Raw genomic sequence first — 17,117 nt, forward strand, 5'->3', positions numbered from 1 at the left:
TGGTCGATCGAAGATCGACTGACCTCGAAGGAGGACTCCAGATACCACTGCGATCCCTGGAGCCCTCCTTCGAGGCTCAGCGATCTGCGATCGCCCGCACCTCAGGATGAGGTCGTGGAGTGGAAAAGCCTGAACCTGGGCATGCCACAGGCATCGTCGTGTCCTCTGGGGAGGGTGGAGCCGCGCCCCCCTCACCGCCCCGGACCGCGATCCGGCGGCGGGCGGTAGGCTTCGGGGGGCAGGTCGCGCGACAGGGTCTCGCCGGTGCCGCGGCCCGGCACCGGGCTCGGCGTCGGGGTGGCGCCGGGGGGCTCGGCCGGCTGGGGGCCGTCGGTGATGTAGCGCTGCGACCCGCTCCGGGGCGCGGCCTCGGGGGCCGGCGGGGTCTCGGGCGGGCGGGACTCCGGCGCCCGGGGTGCGAGGTAGCGGCGCCCGCTCTCGGCCGGGGCCGGCGGGGGCACCGGGACGGCCGGGCGGGCCGGTTCCGCCGGGGGCGGCGGACGCTCCGGCGGGGGGCGCACCGGGCGGGCCAAGGGCCTGTCTTCCCGTGTCTCCTCCCGCCTCTGCTCCGGATTCCCGTCCGGCCTGGGCTCCGCCGGGGCGGGGCGGGGCACGGGCTTCGGCGGGCGCCGTCGCGGAACCGGGCGCGCGGCGGGCGCCTGGACCGCACCGTCGCCCGGCAGGGCGATCGTCAGGTGCTGGACCGCCGCCACGAGGTCGTCGAGGCTCGCCTGCGCGGTGCGGCAGAGCCGGATCCGCAGCGACAGGGCGCGGCGCGGGGCCGACGGGTCGGTGACACCGAAGACCCCGTCGCGGGACGCCTCGCGCGCGCCCCGCCGCGGCCGCTCGAACCATTGCCACGCGTAGAGACAATCGGCCCCCAGCGCCAGGCCGATCGGGCCGTAGGCGTTGCGGCGCGGCACCTGGATCCGCATCGGCTCGCCGGGGAAGCGCACGGCGATCTCGCCACTGATGCCGAACTCGCTCGGCTTGGCGAGCCGGGGCGGGAAGGCGAGGAGCAGGTCGCCGGTCTCGTTGCGCAACGCGATCTCGGCGTGGTTGCGCCCGTCGCCACCTTCGTAAGCGATGCGCTGGTCGAAGCCGTCGCGCTGGCGCGTCTCGATCACCGCGGCGACCCGGCCGGCGCCGGGCAGCCGCAGGGCCGGGGCAGGCTGCGCCAGGGCACTCTCGGGGACGCTCCCGATCAGCCCGAGAAGACAGACGGTCAGGCGAAGGTTCACGGATAGCCTTTCTCGGGAGGCACCGTGCGCTCCGAGGTGGTGCGGGCCGGGACCGAGAAGCGGACGCTCTCCGGCGCGGCCGAGCGGTTGCGCTCGCCCTGCTGGTCCTGCCACAGGGTACCGGGCGGCGGGGCGCTCAGGCCCTCCGGCTTGTCGAGGCCGTTATAGCCCGGCAGCAGCGTGTAGCCGTAGCGCTCGTAAGGCATCGCCCCGGCGCCGGGCACCCGGCGGGCGACCAGCGGCGGGGCCGGCACCACGGGCTCGCGGGCATAAAAGCCCGGGGCGGCACCCTGGCCGGCCCCGGCGGACGGATAGCGCAAGGGATTGTCGAGGGGGACGCCCAGGGGGAACTCGCCGCGCTGGACCGCGAGCGGCACCGCCTCGGCCCGGCCGCCGGCGCCGGGCGCGTCCGGCCGGGGCACGCGGCCGTAGGAGGGCGGGGCTTCCGGGCGCGTCGCATTGGCGGCCGCGGGGGCGGCCCTACCACCGGAGGCGGTCTGCACCGCGCAAGGCAGCGGCGGTCCGCCCTGGCCCTCGCGGAACAGCAGGTCGACCACCTTCGGGAACAGCCCGTCGTAGCGGTTGACGACTTCGAGATAGGGGCGCTGGCGCCGCTGACGCTGGAGGGTCAGGGCGTAGCCGAACACCGTGCTCTCGCTCGGCATCCAGGCGACCGCGCGCTGGAACCACTCCAGGGCGGCGTCGAACTGGCAGGAATTGTAGGCGTACCAGGCCAGCCCCTGTGCGCCCTCGCCCGACGCGGTGGCGTTGACGACGCGGGCGTAGCGCTCGATCCGGGCCGGCTCGATATAGGGCGGGCTCGCGAGCGTCAATTTGCGCTCCAGGAGGTCGATGAACAGGAGTTCGTTGCCGACGAAGCGGTCGCGCCAGGCATAGGCCACCTCCTCGGCCTCGCGCATCATGTTGAGTTCGCGCAGGGTATGGGCGAGGCCGTGCGCCACCATGGCGTCGCCGCCCCGGGCGATCGCCAGCTTGAACCATTCCAGCGCCTCGCGGAACTGGCGCCTCTTGTAGGCGTACCAGCCGAGCAAGCCGGTCTGGCTCGGCTCGGCGGTCTTGCGGGCATAGGCCTGGAAGGCGGTGAGGTCGGCCAGCGTCGGGGTCTGGGCCGGCTCGTCGTGCAGGAAGGCGGCGATCCGCGCCCGGGTGATGTCGAGGCGGATCGGGTCGAATTCGGAAGCGCCGGACGGGTCCTGGCGGCCCATCGCGATGAGCCGCTCGGCCTGCTCCATCTTGATGTGGGCCATCGCCTTCTGGATCGTGGCGAGCCGCGCGCCGGCATCCGCGTTGCCGTCCAGCACCGACTTGTAGAGGGTGAACGCGTCCTCGCCCGCTCCCGTGGCGGCGAGGTCGTCGGCGATGGTCCAGATGCTCTCGATGTCGGAGGGGTCCAGCGCGCTCGGGTCGTTGCGGTAGAGCGCCACGACCCCGTCCGGGTTCTTGCCCGCGGCGGCCGCGATGCTGGAGCGGAACTCGGCCCGGCGCAGCTTGCGCGCCAGTTCCTCGGAGGGCTGCCAGGACGGCTCGACCGAGCGGCGCGCATTGATGGCGGCGCGCAGGTCCTGCAGGCGGCCGGCGGTGAACAGATCCCAGAGCGGCGCCTCCTCGGGCGGGCTCGGCTGCAGGCTGTCGAGGTCCTGCGGCTCGGTCCAGCCCGGATAGAGCCGCTTGAGGCGCGCGATCTCCGCCTTCATCCGGGCGGTCTGCTTCTGCGAGGCGTAGTAGCGCAGCGCGCTCTCGTCGACCATGCCGGGGGTGCGGGAGGTCTCGGGGTCGACCATGATGGCGGGCGCGCGCACGCCGTCGCCGTAGACGACCCGCGGCACCGCGGTCTCGGGCGCCTGGGCCAGCGCAGGGGCGACCAGGAGGAGGGCCCCGGCGAGGAGCGGGGTGCGGCTCATTTGAGGCATTGGGGATAGCGCATCCGGGCCGCGACCAGGGCGAGGAGGTGGAGCGTCGTCGGGTAGTAGTTCTGCCCGTCCTGCACGCTGCGCAAGCTTTCCGGAAAGGGCGTGCCGTCCTGCGCGCAGGCGACGAGGGCCGGGAGCGCGGTGTAGCCCGGCTCGGTCAGCCACTCGACCGGGCGGCCGTCGCGGGTATCGACGATCGGCAGGCGCTCGCGGTCGATCCCGCCCCACAGGGTCCGGAACGGCGCGTAATCCTCCGGCCGGCCGACCCCCGCCCAGGCGAGGTAGAGCGGGATGCGGATGGCGTTGTAGGAGAAGAGCGGCGGGAAGCCGTCGGCGGGGCGTAAGCCCTCGTCCTTGGCGGAGATCCACTCGGTCGGCAGCGCGCTCGGGCCGAAGCGCGAGCGGCGCAGGATCTCGATGCCGCTGCGGATCACCGAGGCCCAGTCGTATTCCGGCGCCACGATGCCGAGCCGCTGGAAGGCCGGGAAGACCCAGTAGGAGAGGTTGACCAGCGGCCCGTCGGCCCGGTCGCGGGCGGCGAATCCCGCCACCGCCGGCAGCACCAGCGGCCCGGGGGCGGCGCGGAACAGGATCGTCTTGCGGCCGAACTCGACGGCGATGCGCCGCGCCGCCGTGCGGTAGGACGGCTCGCCCCAGGCCTCCGCCGCCTCGGTCAGCGCCCAGGCGACCAGGATGTCGCCGTCGGTGGCGTTGTTCATGTCGGCGACCGCCGGGCGGTGGTCCGGCGCCCAGCGCCAGGCCAGCAATTCGTCGGAGCGCACCATCAGGTTGGCGCGGGTCCAGCCCCAGATCCGCTCGAAGGCCGGCCGGTCGCCCGCCGCCACCGCCAGCAGCATGCCGTAGCCCTGGCCCTCGCTATGGCTGATGAAGCCGTTGGCGGTGTCGACGATGCGGCCCTTCTCGGTGACGAACCGGGCCCGGTAGGCGCGCCAGCCGGGATCATCCCCGAGGCTGCCGGCAAGGGAGGGGGCCGGCCCGGCGCGGCCGGGCGCGTCGCCCGCGGGGGCGGGCTGGGGCAGGCTCGGCACGGCGGTGGCGGGGGGCACGGGGGTCGGCTCCTGTCCCTGCGCGACCTGATCCTGTGCGCCGTCGGGCGCCTGGACGGATTGCGGCACCTGAGGGGCCTGCGCCCGTCCGGGCACCGTCGTCAGCAGCAGGGCCGCCGCGCAGGCGAGGGCGGGGAGGCGGCTCATCGGTTCCTCCGGCCGAGCTGGCGCACCAGGCTCGTCGTGGCGAGCCCGAGGCAGAGCGCCATGACCAGCGTCATCGCCACATAGGCACCGGGATTGAGGGAGAGCCAGGCGGCCGAGACCAGCCGCAGGTTCGCCAGGCTCCGTCTCTGCGTCTCGATCAGCCCGACGCGCCTGGGCTGCACGGTGCCGAGGCTTCCGTCGGAGGCGTCCAGGAAGGCGGCCTGGCCGGACAGGCCGGTCCACACCGCCGGATCGACGAGGCAGGAGACCGAGGCCTTGAGCATCGAGGCGTTCGGGGCGGTCACCACCACGGTCCCGTCCGCGACCCGACCCCCGGACCCTTGCGCGATGATCAGCGAGGCGCGGGGATTGAGCGGCACCGCCTCCGGCGCCGGCCCGCCGGCAAGCCGCAGCACGAGGTCGCGGGCCTCCGCCGCCCGCTGGACCAGGCCCGTCCAGGCATTGGCGAGCACCGCCGGGACGCTGAAGCCGCGTGCCGACTCGTCCCAGCGCGCCACCAGATCCGCCTCGCTGTCGGCGGGACCGTCGGCGGGATCGGGCCCGGGCGCCGGCGATGCGGCCTGCACGGAGGCCGGCTGCACTTGGACTAGCCCTTGGACCGGCCCTTGGACCGGCGCCGCCGCGGTGCGCAGGGGCGTGGTGAAGGACGGCAGGGCGCAGCGCATCGGCAGGTTGCGGCGCAGGCGGTCGAGGGTGACGACGCCCTCGGCCCCGAACGGGCCGGGGGTGGCCACGGTCTCGGCCCGGCCCTCCCAGATGCCCCGCACCTGGCCCGGATCGAGCCCGACCGCCTCGAGGGCGGCGGGGGTCAGCGCCCGGACCGGCGCGACGACGAGATGGGCGCCGCCGCCCGCCTCGCGCTCGTCGCTCGCGACCTCGAAGTCGATCACCCGGCCGGCCGCGATGGCCAGGCGCGCCGCCAGGGTCGCGGCGGCGGAGGCCGAATCGCGGTCGGGGGTCGGCAGGACCAGACGCGGGCGGGGGCCGGAAGCCGCCAGGCCGGGGGCCAGGAACGGCACCGCCCCGGCCTTGACCGCGGCGAGGTCGGGGCTGCGCACGGCCCGGGCGAGCGCCGGGACGTCGATCCGGGTGCGGTCGAGGAACAGGAAGCGGGCGCGCTTGGCCCCCGGAGCAAGGGTGTCGCAGGCCCGGTCGGCGGTCGTGGGGAGCTGGGCGCTGATCTCGACCCGGTTCAGCCCCGGCCGCCACAGGCTCAGGGGCAGCGGGATCGCGCTGTCGGAAAACACCTCGCCGCGGCTGTAGGGCAGCGGCACGCTGGCGGCGTTGCGGCCGTTGATGTCGACGACGATCCGGGCGCTCGGATCGAGGCCGGCCGCGTAGCCGCCGGCAAGGTGCAGCATCACCTTGCCGTAATCGGCCGGGACGAAATCGGCCGGGAAGCGCACCGCGAAGCCGACCCGCAGGAGCCGGCCGTTGAACTCGCGGCTCGTCACCCCGAGTTGCTCCAGGGTCAGGCTCTCGCCGCCCCGGACGGGAAAGCCCCGCGCCAGCTCGGCGAGGCGCAAGCCCGCCGGCGTGCCGGTGTCGTCGCCGGGCGAGGCCAGGGTGGCGATGGCCCGGCGCACGTCCGCCGCACTCGCGCCGGTGACGACGAGGGTCGGGGCGCGGTTGGCCCGGGGCGCCAGCAGGGCGACCCGCGGGCCGGTGATCGGGCCCAGTTCCTCCAGCCCCTCGGTGCCGCGGATCTCGGCGGCGGTGCCGACGACGAGGGTGACGCCGGCCCGGCCGGTGAGGGCCGGCCCGAAGCTCACCGCCGGCCCGGCGAGGCGCCCGACCAGGGCCAAAGCCTGCACGGCGCCGATCATCCGTTCCAGCCGCTCCGGGCTCGGCCGCTCGGTGAGCAGCACGCCGACCGGCAGCGCCCCGCTCTCGTCGGGCTCGATCGCCGCCAGGGTCTTGAGGTCGAGGTCGCCGGCCTGGGCCACGACGAGGCCGGAGCGCGACGGGTCGATCTGAGTCCACAGCTCGTAGGTGGCCTCGGTCGAGCAATCGACCCGGTGGCGCTGGCTCGCCGTGAGCGCCACGGCGTTGGTGCCGGGCTTCAGCAGGCCCTCGGGGATCGGGAACTCCACCACCTTCACGGCGCCGGGGGCCTGGATCCGGGTCCAGCCGACCCTGGTGCCGTTGACGCTGCCCGAGAGTTCGGAGGCCTCCGGCGCCACCGAGATCGCCGAGAGGTAGGAGACGCGCAGCTTCGCGGCTCCCCGGGCCTGCGCCTCGGTCAGGTAGACGGGAAAGGTCAGCCCATCCTCCTCGCCGGCCAGGCGATAGCCGCGGAAGCCGGCGGGAAACCGCCGCGCCGCCGCGACCGTGCCGATGACCGGCATGGTGCGGCGGGCCGGGTCGACGTCGGGTGCGGGGCTCTGGGGGGCTTGGCTCTGGGGGGCTTGGCTCTGGGGGGCTTGGCTCTGGGGGGTTTGGCCTTGCGGTGCTTGGCCTTGCGGTGCTTGGCCTTGCGGCCGCGGCGGCGCGCGCATGGGCTCGCCGCCGGGCGGCAGGGTCAGGCGCTCGGCCGGCCCGGTGCCGAGGAAGCTCTGGGCGAGGACGGGGGTGGCAGAGAAACACAGGAGGAGTGCTGCCACGACACGCTTGCAGGTCGCGCGCCTCTCCTCCCCAGCCGATCTCGGGCTTGCCCGAGATCGGTCGAGCCTGTGGGGAGGAGCCGGAGGTGGGGGTGGTGCAGAAGGCACCGCTGAGCCTCTTTCGGCACCACCCCCACCCCTGACCCCTCCCCACAAGGGGGAGGGGAAGGTGCCAAGCATCCCAAGACGTTGGAGAGCGACCAAGCGGCGCAGCATCATCCCGGCCTCACGCCGCATCGGTGCGCCGGCCGCGGGCGGCGAGCGCGCGGTCGTTCTCGAAATCGAGCATCAGGCGGACCCAGTCGCCCTCGGCCTCCGGCTCGGCTTGGGGCACGGTCCGGGCCTCGGCCTGGACATGCGGCTGCGGGGCCACGTGTGGCTGGGGCTGGACGTCGGCCTGGATTCGGGGACGCACCGGAAGCGTCGGCCGCGTCCGCGGCGCGAGTGGCAGGTCGACCGGCGGCGATGGGGGAGCGACGGGGGCAGGCTCGTCGTAGACCGGGGCGGTCTCAGGCGCCTCGACACGGACGGGCCGCGGAGCCTCGCCGGCGAATGCGGTGCGCAGGGCGCGGACCGGCTCGGCGAGGCCCCACCAGACGAATTGCAGCGTGCCGGTGAACAGGTCCTTGTGGCGGCGCCGGCGCAGCTGGAACCGGCGCATCGCCTCGGCATCGCCATACATCAGGCCGGCGAGCGCGACGTAATCCTGGGGGCGCAGGGTTCCGAAGGCGAGGCGGCCCACCGCGTCGGCGCCCGACCGGGTCACCGGGCCGAGCACCACCGGCAGCGCTCCGGCGGGACGCGCACCCGCCACCGGCACCACCGTGAGCGTGCCGGGGACCGGGCGGTGGCCGGCGCCCGGGGCGAGGAACGCCGCCGGCATCCGCACCGTGCAGGCCTCCGCCGAGACCCGCTCGATCGCCACGTCGACGGCCCGGCCCGCGAGGGTGAGCTGGCCGCGGCGGGCGATCGCGAGCGAGGGCGTGCGCTCGAGCTGCCGGCGCTCGGCGCAGACCCCGAGCGCCGCCCCGGCGGTGAGCAGGTTGAACAGGTTCCACAGGCCGACGACCAGCATCAGGTTGGTCACGCCGGGCTCGAAGGCGTAGCGCCAGGCCGCGACGAGGCAGCCGGTGAGCAGCAGGCCGTAGACGGCGAAGAACGGCAGCGACAACGCCGACAGGTGGTCGTGGTCGAGGGTCGCGCCCTTGCTGGTGACGTTGAAGGTGGGCTTGCGCGGCGACCAGATCACCGAGACGATCGCCTTCGACAGGTACAAGCCCTGGACGTATTCGTACAATTCGGAGACGAACGGCCAGCGGAACTTGCCGTAGACGTAGTTCTGCATCATCAGGTTGATGACGATGTAGGTCGCCGTGTAGGCGATCGACTCGTCGACGCTGGCGACGAAGATCTTGAGATCGAAGAAGATATGGAGCAGCGGCGCGAACATGAAGACGAGCCGCGGCACGGGAAAGAACCAGAACGTCATGCTCGACAGGTAGGCGAGCTTCTGGATCGGCTTGAGGCCGCGCTGCAGCGCCGGATTCTTGAGGAGCAGGATCTGGAACATGCCCTGGCACCAGCGCGAGCGCTGGCCGATGAAGTCGGCGAGCGTGTCGGGCTGGAGGCCGGCGATCAGCGGCTTGTCGACATAGGCGCTGGTCCAGCCGCGGGAATGCAGCTCGAAGGCGGTCTCGCAATCCTCCGTGATGGTGATGCCGGCAAATCCCCCGGCCTCGTCGAGGGCTTGCCGGCGCAGGAGCGCCGCCGAGCCGCAGAAGAACGAGCCGTTCCACTTGTCGAGCCCGGCCTGGGTCACCGCGTAGAACATCTCGTTCTCGGACGGCATCCGCTCGAAGGTCCTGAGGTTCCGCTCGATCGGATCGGGATTCAGGAAGGCGTGCGGGGTCTGGACCAGGAAGAGCTTCGGGTCCTCGGCAAAGTAGCCGACGGTCTCGGCCAGCAGCGAGCGGAACGGCACGTGGTCGGCGTCGAGCACCAGCACCAGATCGCCGGTGGCGGAGGCCAGACCGTTGTTGAGGTTGCCGGCCTTGGCGTGCTCGTTGCGGGCCCGCGTCAGGTAGCGCGCGTCGAGGTCACGGCAGAGCGCCTGCAATTCGGACCGCCGGGCCTTCGCGGCCGCGGCCTTCTCGAGGTCCGGGTCGGCGCATTTCTGGTCGGTGCCGCCGTCGTCGAGGAGCCAGACGGTCAGCTTCTCGGGCGGGTAGTTCATCTGGCGTGCGGCGGCCAGCGTCATCGCCAGGATCTCGGCATCCTCGTTGTAGCTCGGCACGAAGACGTCGACGAACGGCAGGTCGGACGCCGGCACGGCGGCGGGCGGGCGGCGACGCAGGGGCTCGGCGTTGATGATCAGGCTGACGAACAGGATGAAGACGCAGTAGAGTTCGCACAGCAGCAGCAGCAGGCCGAAGCCGAAGCTGACCGGATCGCCCGGCGAGGGCAGCGTATCGGTCACCCGCCACAAGATGTAGCGGAGCACCACCAGGCTGCCCATCGCCAGGAAGACGAAGCGCGTCCGCGGCCCGTCGAGGGCGAGCCAGAGCACGGCCATCGCCGCCATGGCGGCGAGGCTCATCGCGAGCTGGTTCTGGGTGCCGACGGGCTGGCTCAAGAGGGCGAGGCCGGCGGCCGTCGTCCCCATCCAGGCCAGCCATCGCAACGCACGCACCACGCCCACCGCTCCAGAATCGCCGAAGAACCCCTACGCCATCAGATTATGTCCGTTTGTCGTTGCACGAAGCTGTTTTTTCCGCGCCGCACAAGCTGAACACGGCATGGTGCCGGCGCAAAATGCCACACTTGATCGCAAAGCCGCCCGCAACGGCGCCGAATCGCGCAATCTCTCGCTGTGAAATGCAATGATTTTCCTAGGAATATTTTTGTCATTCCATGCCGAAACGATCAGTCTTTCGGCAGTCCTGCCCGCGATGCGATCGGCCAGAGCCAGAGTTCTTCGCACCTCTGCAGGGTCATGACATGGCCCAGGCCGTCCGCTGCCCTGCGTCATCACGCGGCCGAGGATTGGCGGAGCCGGCGAGGAGCCGGCTTCCCTCGACGTCATCCCCGATCGCCGCAGCCACCGGGCACCCCGCTCCGCGACAGGACCGGGGCTCAGAAATTCGCCCGCGCCTCGATGCTCGAATAATAGCCGGAGCCCTGGACCCGGTCCTGGACGTACCCCGCCGCCAGCGACATCTGCACCGGCCCGAACTTCACGCCGGAGAGGTGGGCGCCGATCCGGTACTGGCGGAAGAAGTCGTCGCCGAGAAAAAGTGCCTCGGGGCCGATATAGACGCCGTCGGCGACCATGTAGCCGACGCGCAGGCGGGAGTAATAGGCGTTGAACTTGGTCGAGTAGGAGCCGTAGGCCGACACCATGGTACGGTCGGTGGGGTTGGCGTAGAAGTTGGCGGCGACCCGCAGGCCGATGCCGGTGCCGACCACCGGGTTGCCGGGATCGACGACCGAGAGCTGGTTGCTGCGCACGTTGAAGCCGATGAAGCCGGCGAGCGCCGCGTCGCGCCACACCCACTCGTAGCCGGCCATCGCCGAGCCTTCCTGCTGGTAGCCCGTCACCCGCGTGGCGACGGCCTGGCCCGGATAGGAATAGGTGCCAGCGATGGCCTCGACCCGCACCCGCGGGCCGCTCTGGCTCGGCGAGCCGGCGAGCGGCGCCGTCACGGTGATCGAGCCGAAGGCCGAGCTGTTGGAGGTGACGCTGGTCGAGCCGTCGACGGCGACCGCCCAGCTGTCGTCGACCGCCTGGGCCTGCGCGCCGGTATACCAATCGGCATCCGCGCCCGGCGCCCGGAGATCCGCCGCCCGGACGGGACCGGACGCGGCGAGCACGGCGAGGCCGGCGCCACCGACGAGATAGAGTGTTCGATACTGACTCGAGGCAATCAACGCCGCCTCCACACATGACACAGATACTCTGTGCACTGTTTTATGCGGAGGGACGGTTAAATTTCGCTTGCCTGCGCCGATCATCGTATCGGCAAATTTTACCGATCAGGCAGACGCTCCGTCAGCCCCCGGGCCGCCGGGAGATCAGGCGGCGCGGGCGGCGAGCACGGCGGCGAGGTCCTCGCGGCGAAACGGCTTGTCGAGCTGGAGGAAGCGGCGGGCGGCGGCGGGCAGCTGGCCGTGCGGGCTCGCCAGGATGACGCGGAGATCCGGATGGCGCTCGACGACGGTGGCGGCGAGCTGGAGGCCGGTCATCGCCGGCATCGCCTGGTCGGCGATCATCGCGTCGAAGGCGGCGTCGCGGCCCAGGAGTTCGAGGGCGTGCTCGCCGGAGGCCGCCTGGACCACGTCGTGGCCGAGCTCGGCCAGAGCCTCGACGAGGCTGGCGCGCACCAGGCTGTCGCTCTCGACGAGCAGGATGCGCAAGGCGGCCTGCGGCGGCGGACCGGCAATGGCATTCAGAGGGGAGGCGGCGGTGCGCGCTCCCGCGGGGCGCTCTTGCGAGGGACGGTCTTGCAAGGGACGGTCTTGCGCGGGACGCTCTTCCGCGCGTAGCCACGCCTCGGCGAGGAACGCCTCCTCGCCGCTTCCGTCGCTCATGACGCGCCAGCCGCAGCCGCTCGCGCGCAGCAACCGCCCCACGGTCTCGAGGGCCTGGATCTGAGACGACCGACCTGCCGGCCGCGCCGCGGCATCGGCCGGCCGGCGCCCGCTGGCGAACAGTACCCGCAGGGCCGGCCCCTCCGGCATGCCGGCGACCGGCGGCGCATCGGCCGGGTGCTCGGCCGCCCCGATCGCGAAGCCGTGCAGGCCGAGGTCGCGGACGTGGAAGGCGAGGTTGAGGAGCACCAGCTCGACCAGACGCTCGCCGCAAGCCGCCGGCGGCAGGCCACCGGGGATGCGGGTGACGACCGGCGCGTCGCGCAGGACGTTGGCCTGGAGGAAGGGCAGGAAGGCGGCCACGGTCGCGGCGAGGTCGGACGAGGCCAGTTCCGCCGGGGGCTGATCCGCGGCCAGTTCGCCGCCGCGCACCAGGCCGAGCAGGCGCCGGGTCAGCGCCGCCCCGCGCTGGGCGCCCGCGAGCGCCGCGTCGGTCAGGGCGACTTGTCGCGGATCGAGGCCGGTCTGGCGCCGCAAGACCCCGAGATTGATCAGCACCACCGTGAGCACGTCGTTGAAGTCGTGGACGATGCCGTCGGTGACCCGGCGCAGGACGAGGTTGCGCCGCCGCTCGTTGGCGCCGGCCGGGGTGTCGGCGGCCTCGCCCGCGCGGATCGTCCGGCTGAGGGCGTGGATGCGGGTGCGGCCGGCATCGTCGCGGCCGCGCAGGAACCGCAGCAGCAGGCGGCCGTCGGAGTCCGGCACCGGCCCGCGCATCCGCATGACCACGTCGTGGGGCCCGTCGGCCCCGAGCGCCGCCGCGAGCGCGAGGTCGAGGAGGGGGCGGTCGATCGGCTCGAACCGGGCGGCGAGGTCGGTGAGCGTCGCGACGCGGTCGGCCCCCGCCAGGGCGCCGGTCCCGTCGAGATCCGACCACACCACCTGCCGGGTCTCGGGGTCGATCTCCCAGCAGGTCCAGCCCGACATCGTCTCGAAGGTGTGCAGCCGGCCCCGGACGCGATCGAGGCCGGTCCCGGCCCCGGCGAGCCGGGCGTCGACGCTCTGGGCCCGGTCGCGGACGCTGCCGGCGATCGCCGCGATCTCGCGCACCCGCGAGACCGGCGCCTCGTCCGCGTCGCCGGCCGGGTCGGTCCCCTCGGCGAGGCGGCGCAGCCGCGCCGAGACGCGCCCGCCGAGGGCGTAGCCGAGGCCGCCGGCGCCGATCACCAGGGCGAGGCCGAGGGCGATCAGGCGCGGGTCCGGGCCGGCCGCGGGCGTGAGCGGAAGCCCGGGGGCGGAGGCGGTGACGAGCCAGCCGGGACTGGCGATGTCGCGGCTGCCGCGGGTGGGCGCCGCCTCGTGCGGCCGGGGATCGTCCGCGGCCGGCAGCGCGCCGACCAGCGCCCGCCCGTCGGCGCCCGCCACCGCGAAGCGGATCCCGTCGCCCGCCGCCAGCGCCCGGCGGACCCGCTCGCCGATCTCGTCGAAATAGCCCGGCGCGGCCCGGAGCACGATCCGGTCCGACCGGCCGGGGAGGCCGAGTGCCAGGGTCAGGGCGAAGGGCGCGTCGATGGGGCCGGCCGCCACCGCGACCTGCGCGTTGCGGGCGAGCGCGCGGTCTCCCTGCGTCCCGCCGGGACCGCCGGCGGCGCGCAGGGTCCCGTCGGGGGCGACGAGCGCGGCGGCCCGGTAGCGCGGATTGAGGGCGAGCCAATCCTGCAACCGGCCAGAGCGCCAGGCATCGGACAGGGTGGAATCGTCGAGGCGCAGGAGCAGGGCGGCGTTGCGGGCGTCGTTGATCGAGGCGCTGAGCTCCTCGTCGAGCGCGTCGGCATAGGCGCGCGCCGCCTGGACGAGATTCTGCGCGATGGCGGGCCGCTCGGTCGCGGCGTGGCGCGAGGTCCCGGAGAGTGCGCCGCCGAACCAGGCCAGCCCGAAGGCGGCGGCCGCCACCGAGGCGAGCTGGGCCGCGTTCAGCACCTTGAGCGAGATCCGGACCGAGTCCAGCATGAACGGGTTCCACGGCGCCCCGCGCGGGCCGGCTCGGAATCGGCAAGGGCGCCCTGCAACCTGGGACGATTTATGCTTAAGACGGAGTTAACGAGGCCGGTCGGGGAACGGCTGGTCTACGCCTCCGGCTCCGCCCCCGTCCGCCGCCCCCAGCATGAACCAGACCAGGGCCGCGGTCTTGATCGAGAACGGCGAGTCGCTGATGACGAGGAGCAGGCAGAGATAGACCGCCATGGCGCAGCGCAGGCGCCAGCCATCCGGGTTGCGGGCCGGCATCAGAACGAACAGGCCCCAGGCCACCAGCGCGCCCGCCACCCCGATCTGGGTCAGGGCGTAGGCGTAGCCGGAATCCGACAGGAACAGCTTGTCGGGCAGGATGCCCCACACGCCTTCCGGCGGCAGCGAGGTGACGAGCAGGGCGGCCCAGAGCAGGCGGCCGGCCATGTCGTTCTGCCAGGTCACCTGCATGCTCTCGAAGCCGTAGACCGTGAGGCCGAGCAGGATCGTGAAGGGCAGGGCGAACCAGAGCAGGCGCGGCAGCCGGTAGGCCACCAGCATCGCCCCGGCGATCGCGACGCAGACGTAAGCACCGAAGCGGGCATCGGCCAGGATGATGGTCAGCGCCGCGCAGAGGAACAGCCAGGCCCGGCCCCGCATGGTGCGGCGGTAAAGCGCCCAGGAGAACAGCACGGCGCCGAAATTGCCGGCCGAGACCGGCTCGAGGAAGACCGACGAGACCCGGTGCGGCCCGAGGAAGGGCAGGATGGTGCGCGAATCCGGCCGGATGCCGCTGGTGAACAGCGAGCCGGTCATCTCGTTGATCTCGGAAGGAGACATGCTGCCGCGGGCCACGTAGTAGCGCACGATGTTGAAGTATTGCTGGTAGGTGTCGAACAGGCAATACTCGAACAGGCCCATCACCACCACGATGACGCCGCTCGCCAGCACCGCCCGGTCGGCGCTGCGCAGGTCGGGCGAGCGGACCCCGAGATTGTAGAACACCACCGGGATCAGGAAGTCGCGGATGCCCTTGACGTCGGGTGAGCCGCGCAGGGCCACCAGCAGCAGCCCGTAGGTGACGAGCCCGGCGAGGATCAGCCAGGGCCCGGGCCGCTCGTCGAGGGCAAAGCCGAGGGTGAGCGCGATGATCGCCACCTCGGCCCCCATGACGGTGCCGCCGGAGACCGGGAAGCCGGCGGTGTTGAGGAAGCACAGGGCGGCGTTGAAGACCAGCGCGCCGATCAGCACGGCGAGGGCCGCCCGCCCCTGGTAGGGCGCGCGCCAGTCGGCGGCGGACCCGACGGCGGATCCGGCGGCGGCGGGGCTCACGCCGCCCGCACCTGGCCGGCCCCTTGGCCAGCCCCTTGGCCGGCCACCGGCCGCGCCGGTGCCGGCCGGCGGAAGCGCGAGACCCGCCGCCCCTCGACCGTGACGAGGCCGAAGAGCCCCTGCGCCCGGAAGCGGCCGGCGCCGTCGAGGGTCTCGAGCAGGCGCTCCAGGCGGGTGCGGGTCATCCGGCCGGGGGCGACGACGAGGAGGATCGCGTCCGAGGTCTCGGGGATCGACAGCCAGCCGTCGCCGCGGGACAGATCCCGCTCCGCCACGATGATCTCGGGCCGGGTCATCCGCTCCGGCCCGCGGACGGGATCGCGGACCGCGAGCTGGCCGCGCACCGGCGCGTCGCTGCGCGGACCGTCGCCGAAGCCGAGGCGGGCATGGGCCTGCTCGGGCACCAGCAGGGCCGGCTCGCCGAGGCGGATCAGCAGGTCGGTGAGGATTTCCGCCGCGTGCAGGCGCTCGGGCGCGAGTCCGTCGGACGCCACGGTGACCACCACCGACTGGCCGCGGCCGGCGAAGCGGTGGCGCAACTCGCGCGCCGCGGTGACCAGGGCCTCCTCGGCGCTGGTGCCGCGCCCGGCCCGGCGCGGCCGCTGCAGGCGGGCCCAGACCGGCGCGGCGGCGCCGAAGCCGGCCACCGTGGTGATGTTGCCGCGCCAGACGTCGTAGAGGAAGCCGAGGATCAGCCCGAGCACGGCGCCGAACAGGCCGGCGGCCACCACCACGATCGGCGCCGGGGTGTCCGAGGGCTTGAGCGGCGGGGTGGCGCGCGAGACGATCTGCGAGTTGCTCGGGTTGATCGAGAGCTGCTGCTCCAGGTCCTTGGTCCGGTCGAGGACGAGGTTGTAGGTGCGCCGGATCGCCTCCGCCTCGCTCTCGAGCTGGCGCAGGCGGATGCCCTCCTGGTTGCTGCTGGTCTGGTTCTGGATCAGCCGCTCGGCGCGGGCGCGCAGCTGGCGCAAGGATTCCTCGGCCCGGCGCTGGTCCTCGTCGATGGTGCGGCGGATCCGGTCGGCCTCCGCGGCGATCAGCCGGGCGGTCGCGGCGCGCTGGGCGGCGAGCGCGATCATCTGCGGGTGGCTCGGCCCGAGGCTGCGCGACTGCGTCGCGATCTCCTGGAGCGTCTGGGCGTACTGGGTGCGCAGCGAGACCATCACCGCGGAGGTGTCGGCCTCCGGCACCGCCTGGACCTGGCCGTCCGGCACGCGAAGCTGGCGCACCACCTCGCGCCGGGCCGAGAGCCGGGACAGGTTGGTCTCGGCGGCGGTGATCTGGGTGTAGAGGTCCTTGAGCTGCTGCGACACCAGGAGCCCGGCATCGCCCGATCCGATCAGGCCCTTCTCGGCCCGGTAGCGCTCCACCGCCACGTCGGCCCGGTTGAGCTGGGCGCGCAGGTCTCCGGCCTGGGTCAGGAGCGCTTCGTTCGCCCGGCGCACCGCCGAGACCCGGTCGCGGGCGCCGGTCTCGAAGAACTGCGCCGCGACGGTATTGGCGATCTCCGCCGCGCGCCGCGCATCCGGATAGGCGACGGTGAGCTGGAAGTTGAACGAGTTCTCGACCCGGCGCACCACGATGCGCTTGCGCAGGGCCTCGAGCGCCACCACCGCGGGATCGGCGCCGGGCGGCGCGCCCTTCATCAGCACAGGGTCCTCGGCGAGGCCGAGCTTCGCGATCACCGGGTCGAGGAGCTTGGCCGAGAGCAGGATCAGCCCCTGGCTCTCCAGGTTGGCGAAATCGAGCGGGGCCGGCGCGTCCTGGCGCGACAGGCCGCGCCCGACGATCTGCAGCGCCTGCGGATCGATCAGGAGCTCGACCGTGGCGCGGTAGGTCGGCACCTGGCGCAGCGCGTAGAGCCCGCCCAAGGACGCCATCACGCCGGCGCTGGCGACGATCCAGACCGCGCGTCGGCGCGCCGATCCCCACAGATCGGCCAGCGTGCCGCCGGTCCTGCGGGTGGTGGCCGCGGCGGGATCTGCCGTCGACATCTCGTGCCCCTGCCTCATGCGAGTTCCGATTGACGATCCGGCGATGCGGACATCAACTCCGCTCATCTGTCGTGCCGGTCGATGATGGGCCCCGTCGACAATCGTCCTTCGGCGGAACCCAGGCTTCGACCATCCCTGATCCGGCAGGGCACGGGCAGGAACTTAGTCGCAGGTCGGTTACCGATCC

The 17,117-nt window shown here is 73.2% G+C and carries 9 protein-coding genes; all 9 read right to left on the minus strand.

Annotated features, from left to right (window positions below; translation table 11 throughout):
• Positions 1 to 191: 191 nt before the first annotated feature.
• A complete protein-coding gene (gene bcsN / locus HBB12_RS05510) occupies positions 192 to 1,241 on the minus strand; it encodes a cellulose biosynthesis protein BcsN (protein WP_236988432.1) in 1,050 nt (349 codons plus the stop codon).
• The gene (locus tag HBB12_RS05515) at positions 1,238 to 3,163 is read right to left on the minus strand and encodes a hypothetical protein (RefSeq protein ID WP_236988433.1); all 1,926 of its coding nucleotides are present in this window, start codon (positions 3,161 to 3,163) and stop codon (positions 1,238 to 1,240) included. The genes bcsN and HBB12_RS05515 overlap by 4 nt, the downstream gene beginning before the upstream one ends.
• Positions 3,160 to 4,386: a family 8 glycosyl hydrolase gene (locus HBB12_RS05520; RefSeq protein ID WP_236988434.1), complete on the minus strand. Its 1,227-nt coding sequence runs from the start codon at positions 4,384 to 4,386 to the stop codon at positions 3,160 to 3,162. Before HBB12_RS05520 ends, HBB12_RS05515 begins: the two co-directional genes overlap by 4 nt.
• Entirely contained in the window at positions 4,383 to 7,010 is a 2,628-nt protein-coding gene (locus HBB12_RS05525) for a cellulose biosynthesis cyclic di-GMP-binding regulatory protein BcsB (RefSeq protein ID WP_236988435.1), read from the minus strand. The genes HBB12_RS05520 and HBB12_RS05525 overlap by 4 nt, the downstream gene beginning before the upstream one ends.
• 226 nt (positions 7,011 to 7,236) lie before the next feature.
• On the minus strand, positions 7,237 to 9,702 hold the full coding sequence (gene bcsA / locus HBB12_RS05530; RefSeq protein WP_272913247.1) for a UDP-forming cellulose synthase catalytic subunit: 2,466 nt from the start codon (positions 9,700 to 9,702) through the stop codon (positions 7,237 to 7,239).
• Between the two features lie 440 nt (positions 9,703 to 10,142).
• A complete protein-coding gene (gene bcsS, locus HBB12_RS05535) occupies positions 10,143 to 10,880 on the minus strand; it encodes a cellulose biosynthesis protein BcsS (RefSeq protein WP_236992672.1) in 738 nt (245 codons plus the stop codon).
• A 201-nt stretch (positions 10,881 to 11,081) separates the two neighbouring features.
• Positions 11,082 to 13,607, minus strand: coding sequence for a response regulator (locus HBB12_RS05540; RefSeq protein ID WP_236988437.1), 2,526 nt, complete (start codon positions 13,605 to 13,607; stop codon positions 11,082 to 11,084).
• A gap of 87 nt (positions 13,608 to 13,694) precedes the next feature.
• Complete coding sequence (locus HBB12_RS05545) at positions 13,695 to 14,936, minus strand: UDP-phosphate alpha N-acetylglucosaminyltransferase (RefSeq protein WP_236988438.1); 1,242 nt, start codon at positions 14,934 to 14,936, stop codon at positions 13,695 to 13,697.
• Positions 14,933 to 16,930 (minus strand): GumC family protein, encoded by a 1,998-nt coding sequence (locus HBB12_RS05550; RefSeq protein ID WP_236988439.1) that lies wholly within the window; start codon positions 16,928 to 16,930, stop codon positions 14,933 to 14,935. Before HBB12_RS05550 ends, HBB12_RS05545 begins: the two co-directional genes overlap by 4 nt.
• Between the last annotated feature and the right edge of the window lie 187 nt (positions 16,931 to 17,117).

This window comes from Methylobacterium sp. SyP6R (assembly GCF_019216885.1).
Lineage (GTDB): Bacteria > Pseudomonadota > Alphaproteobacteria > Rhizobiales > Beijerinckiaceae > Methylobacterium.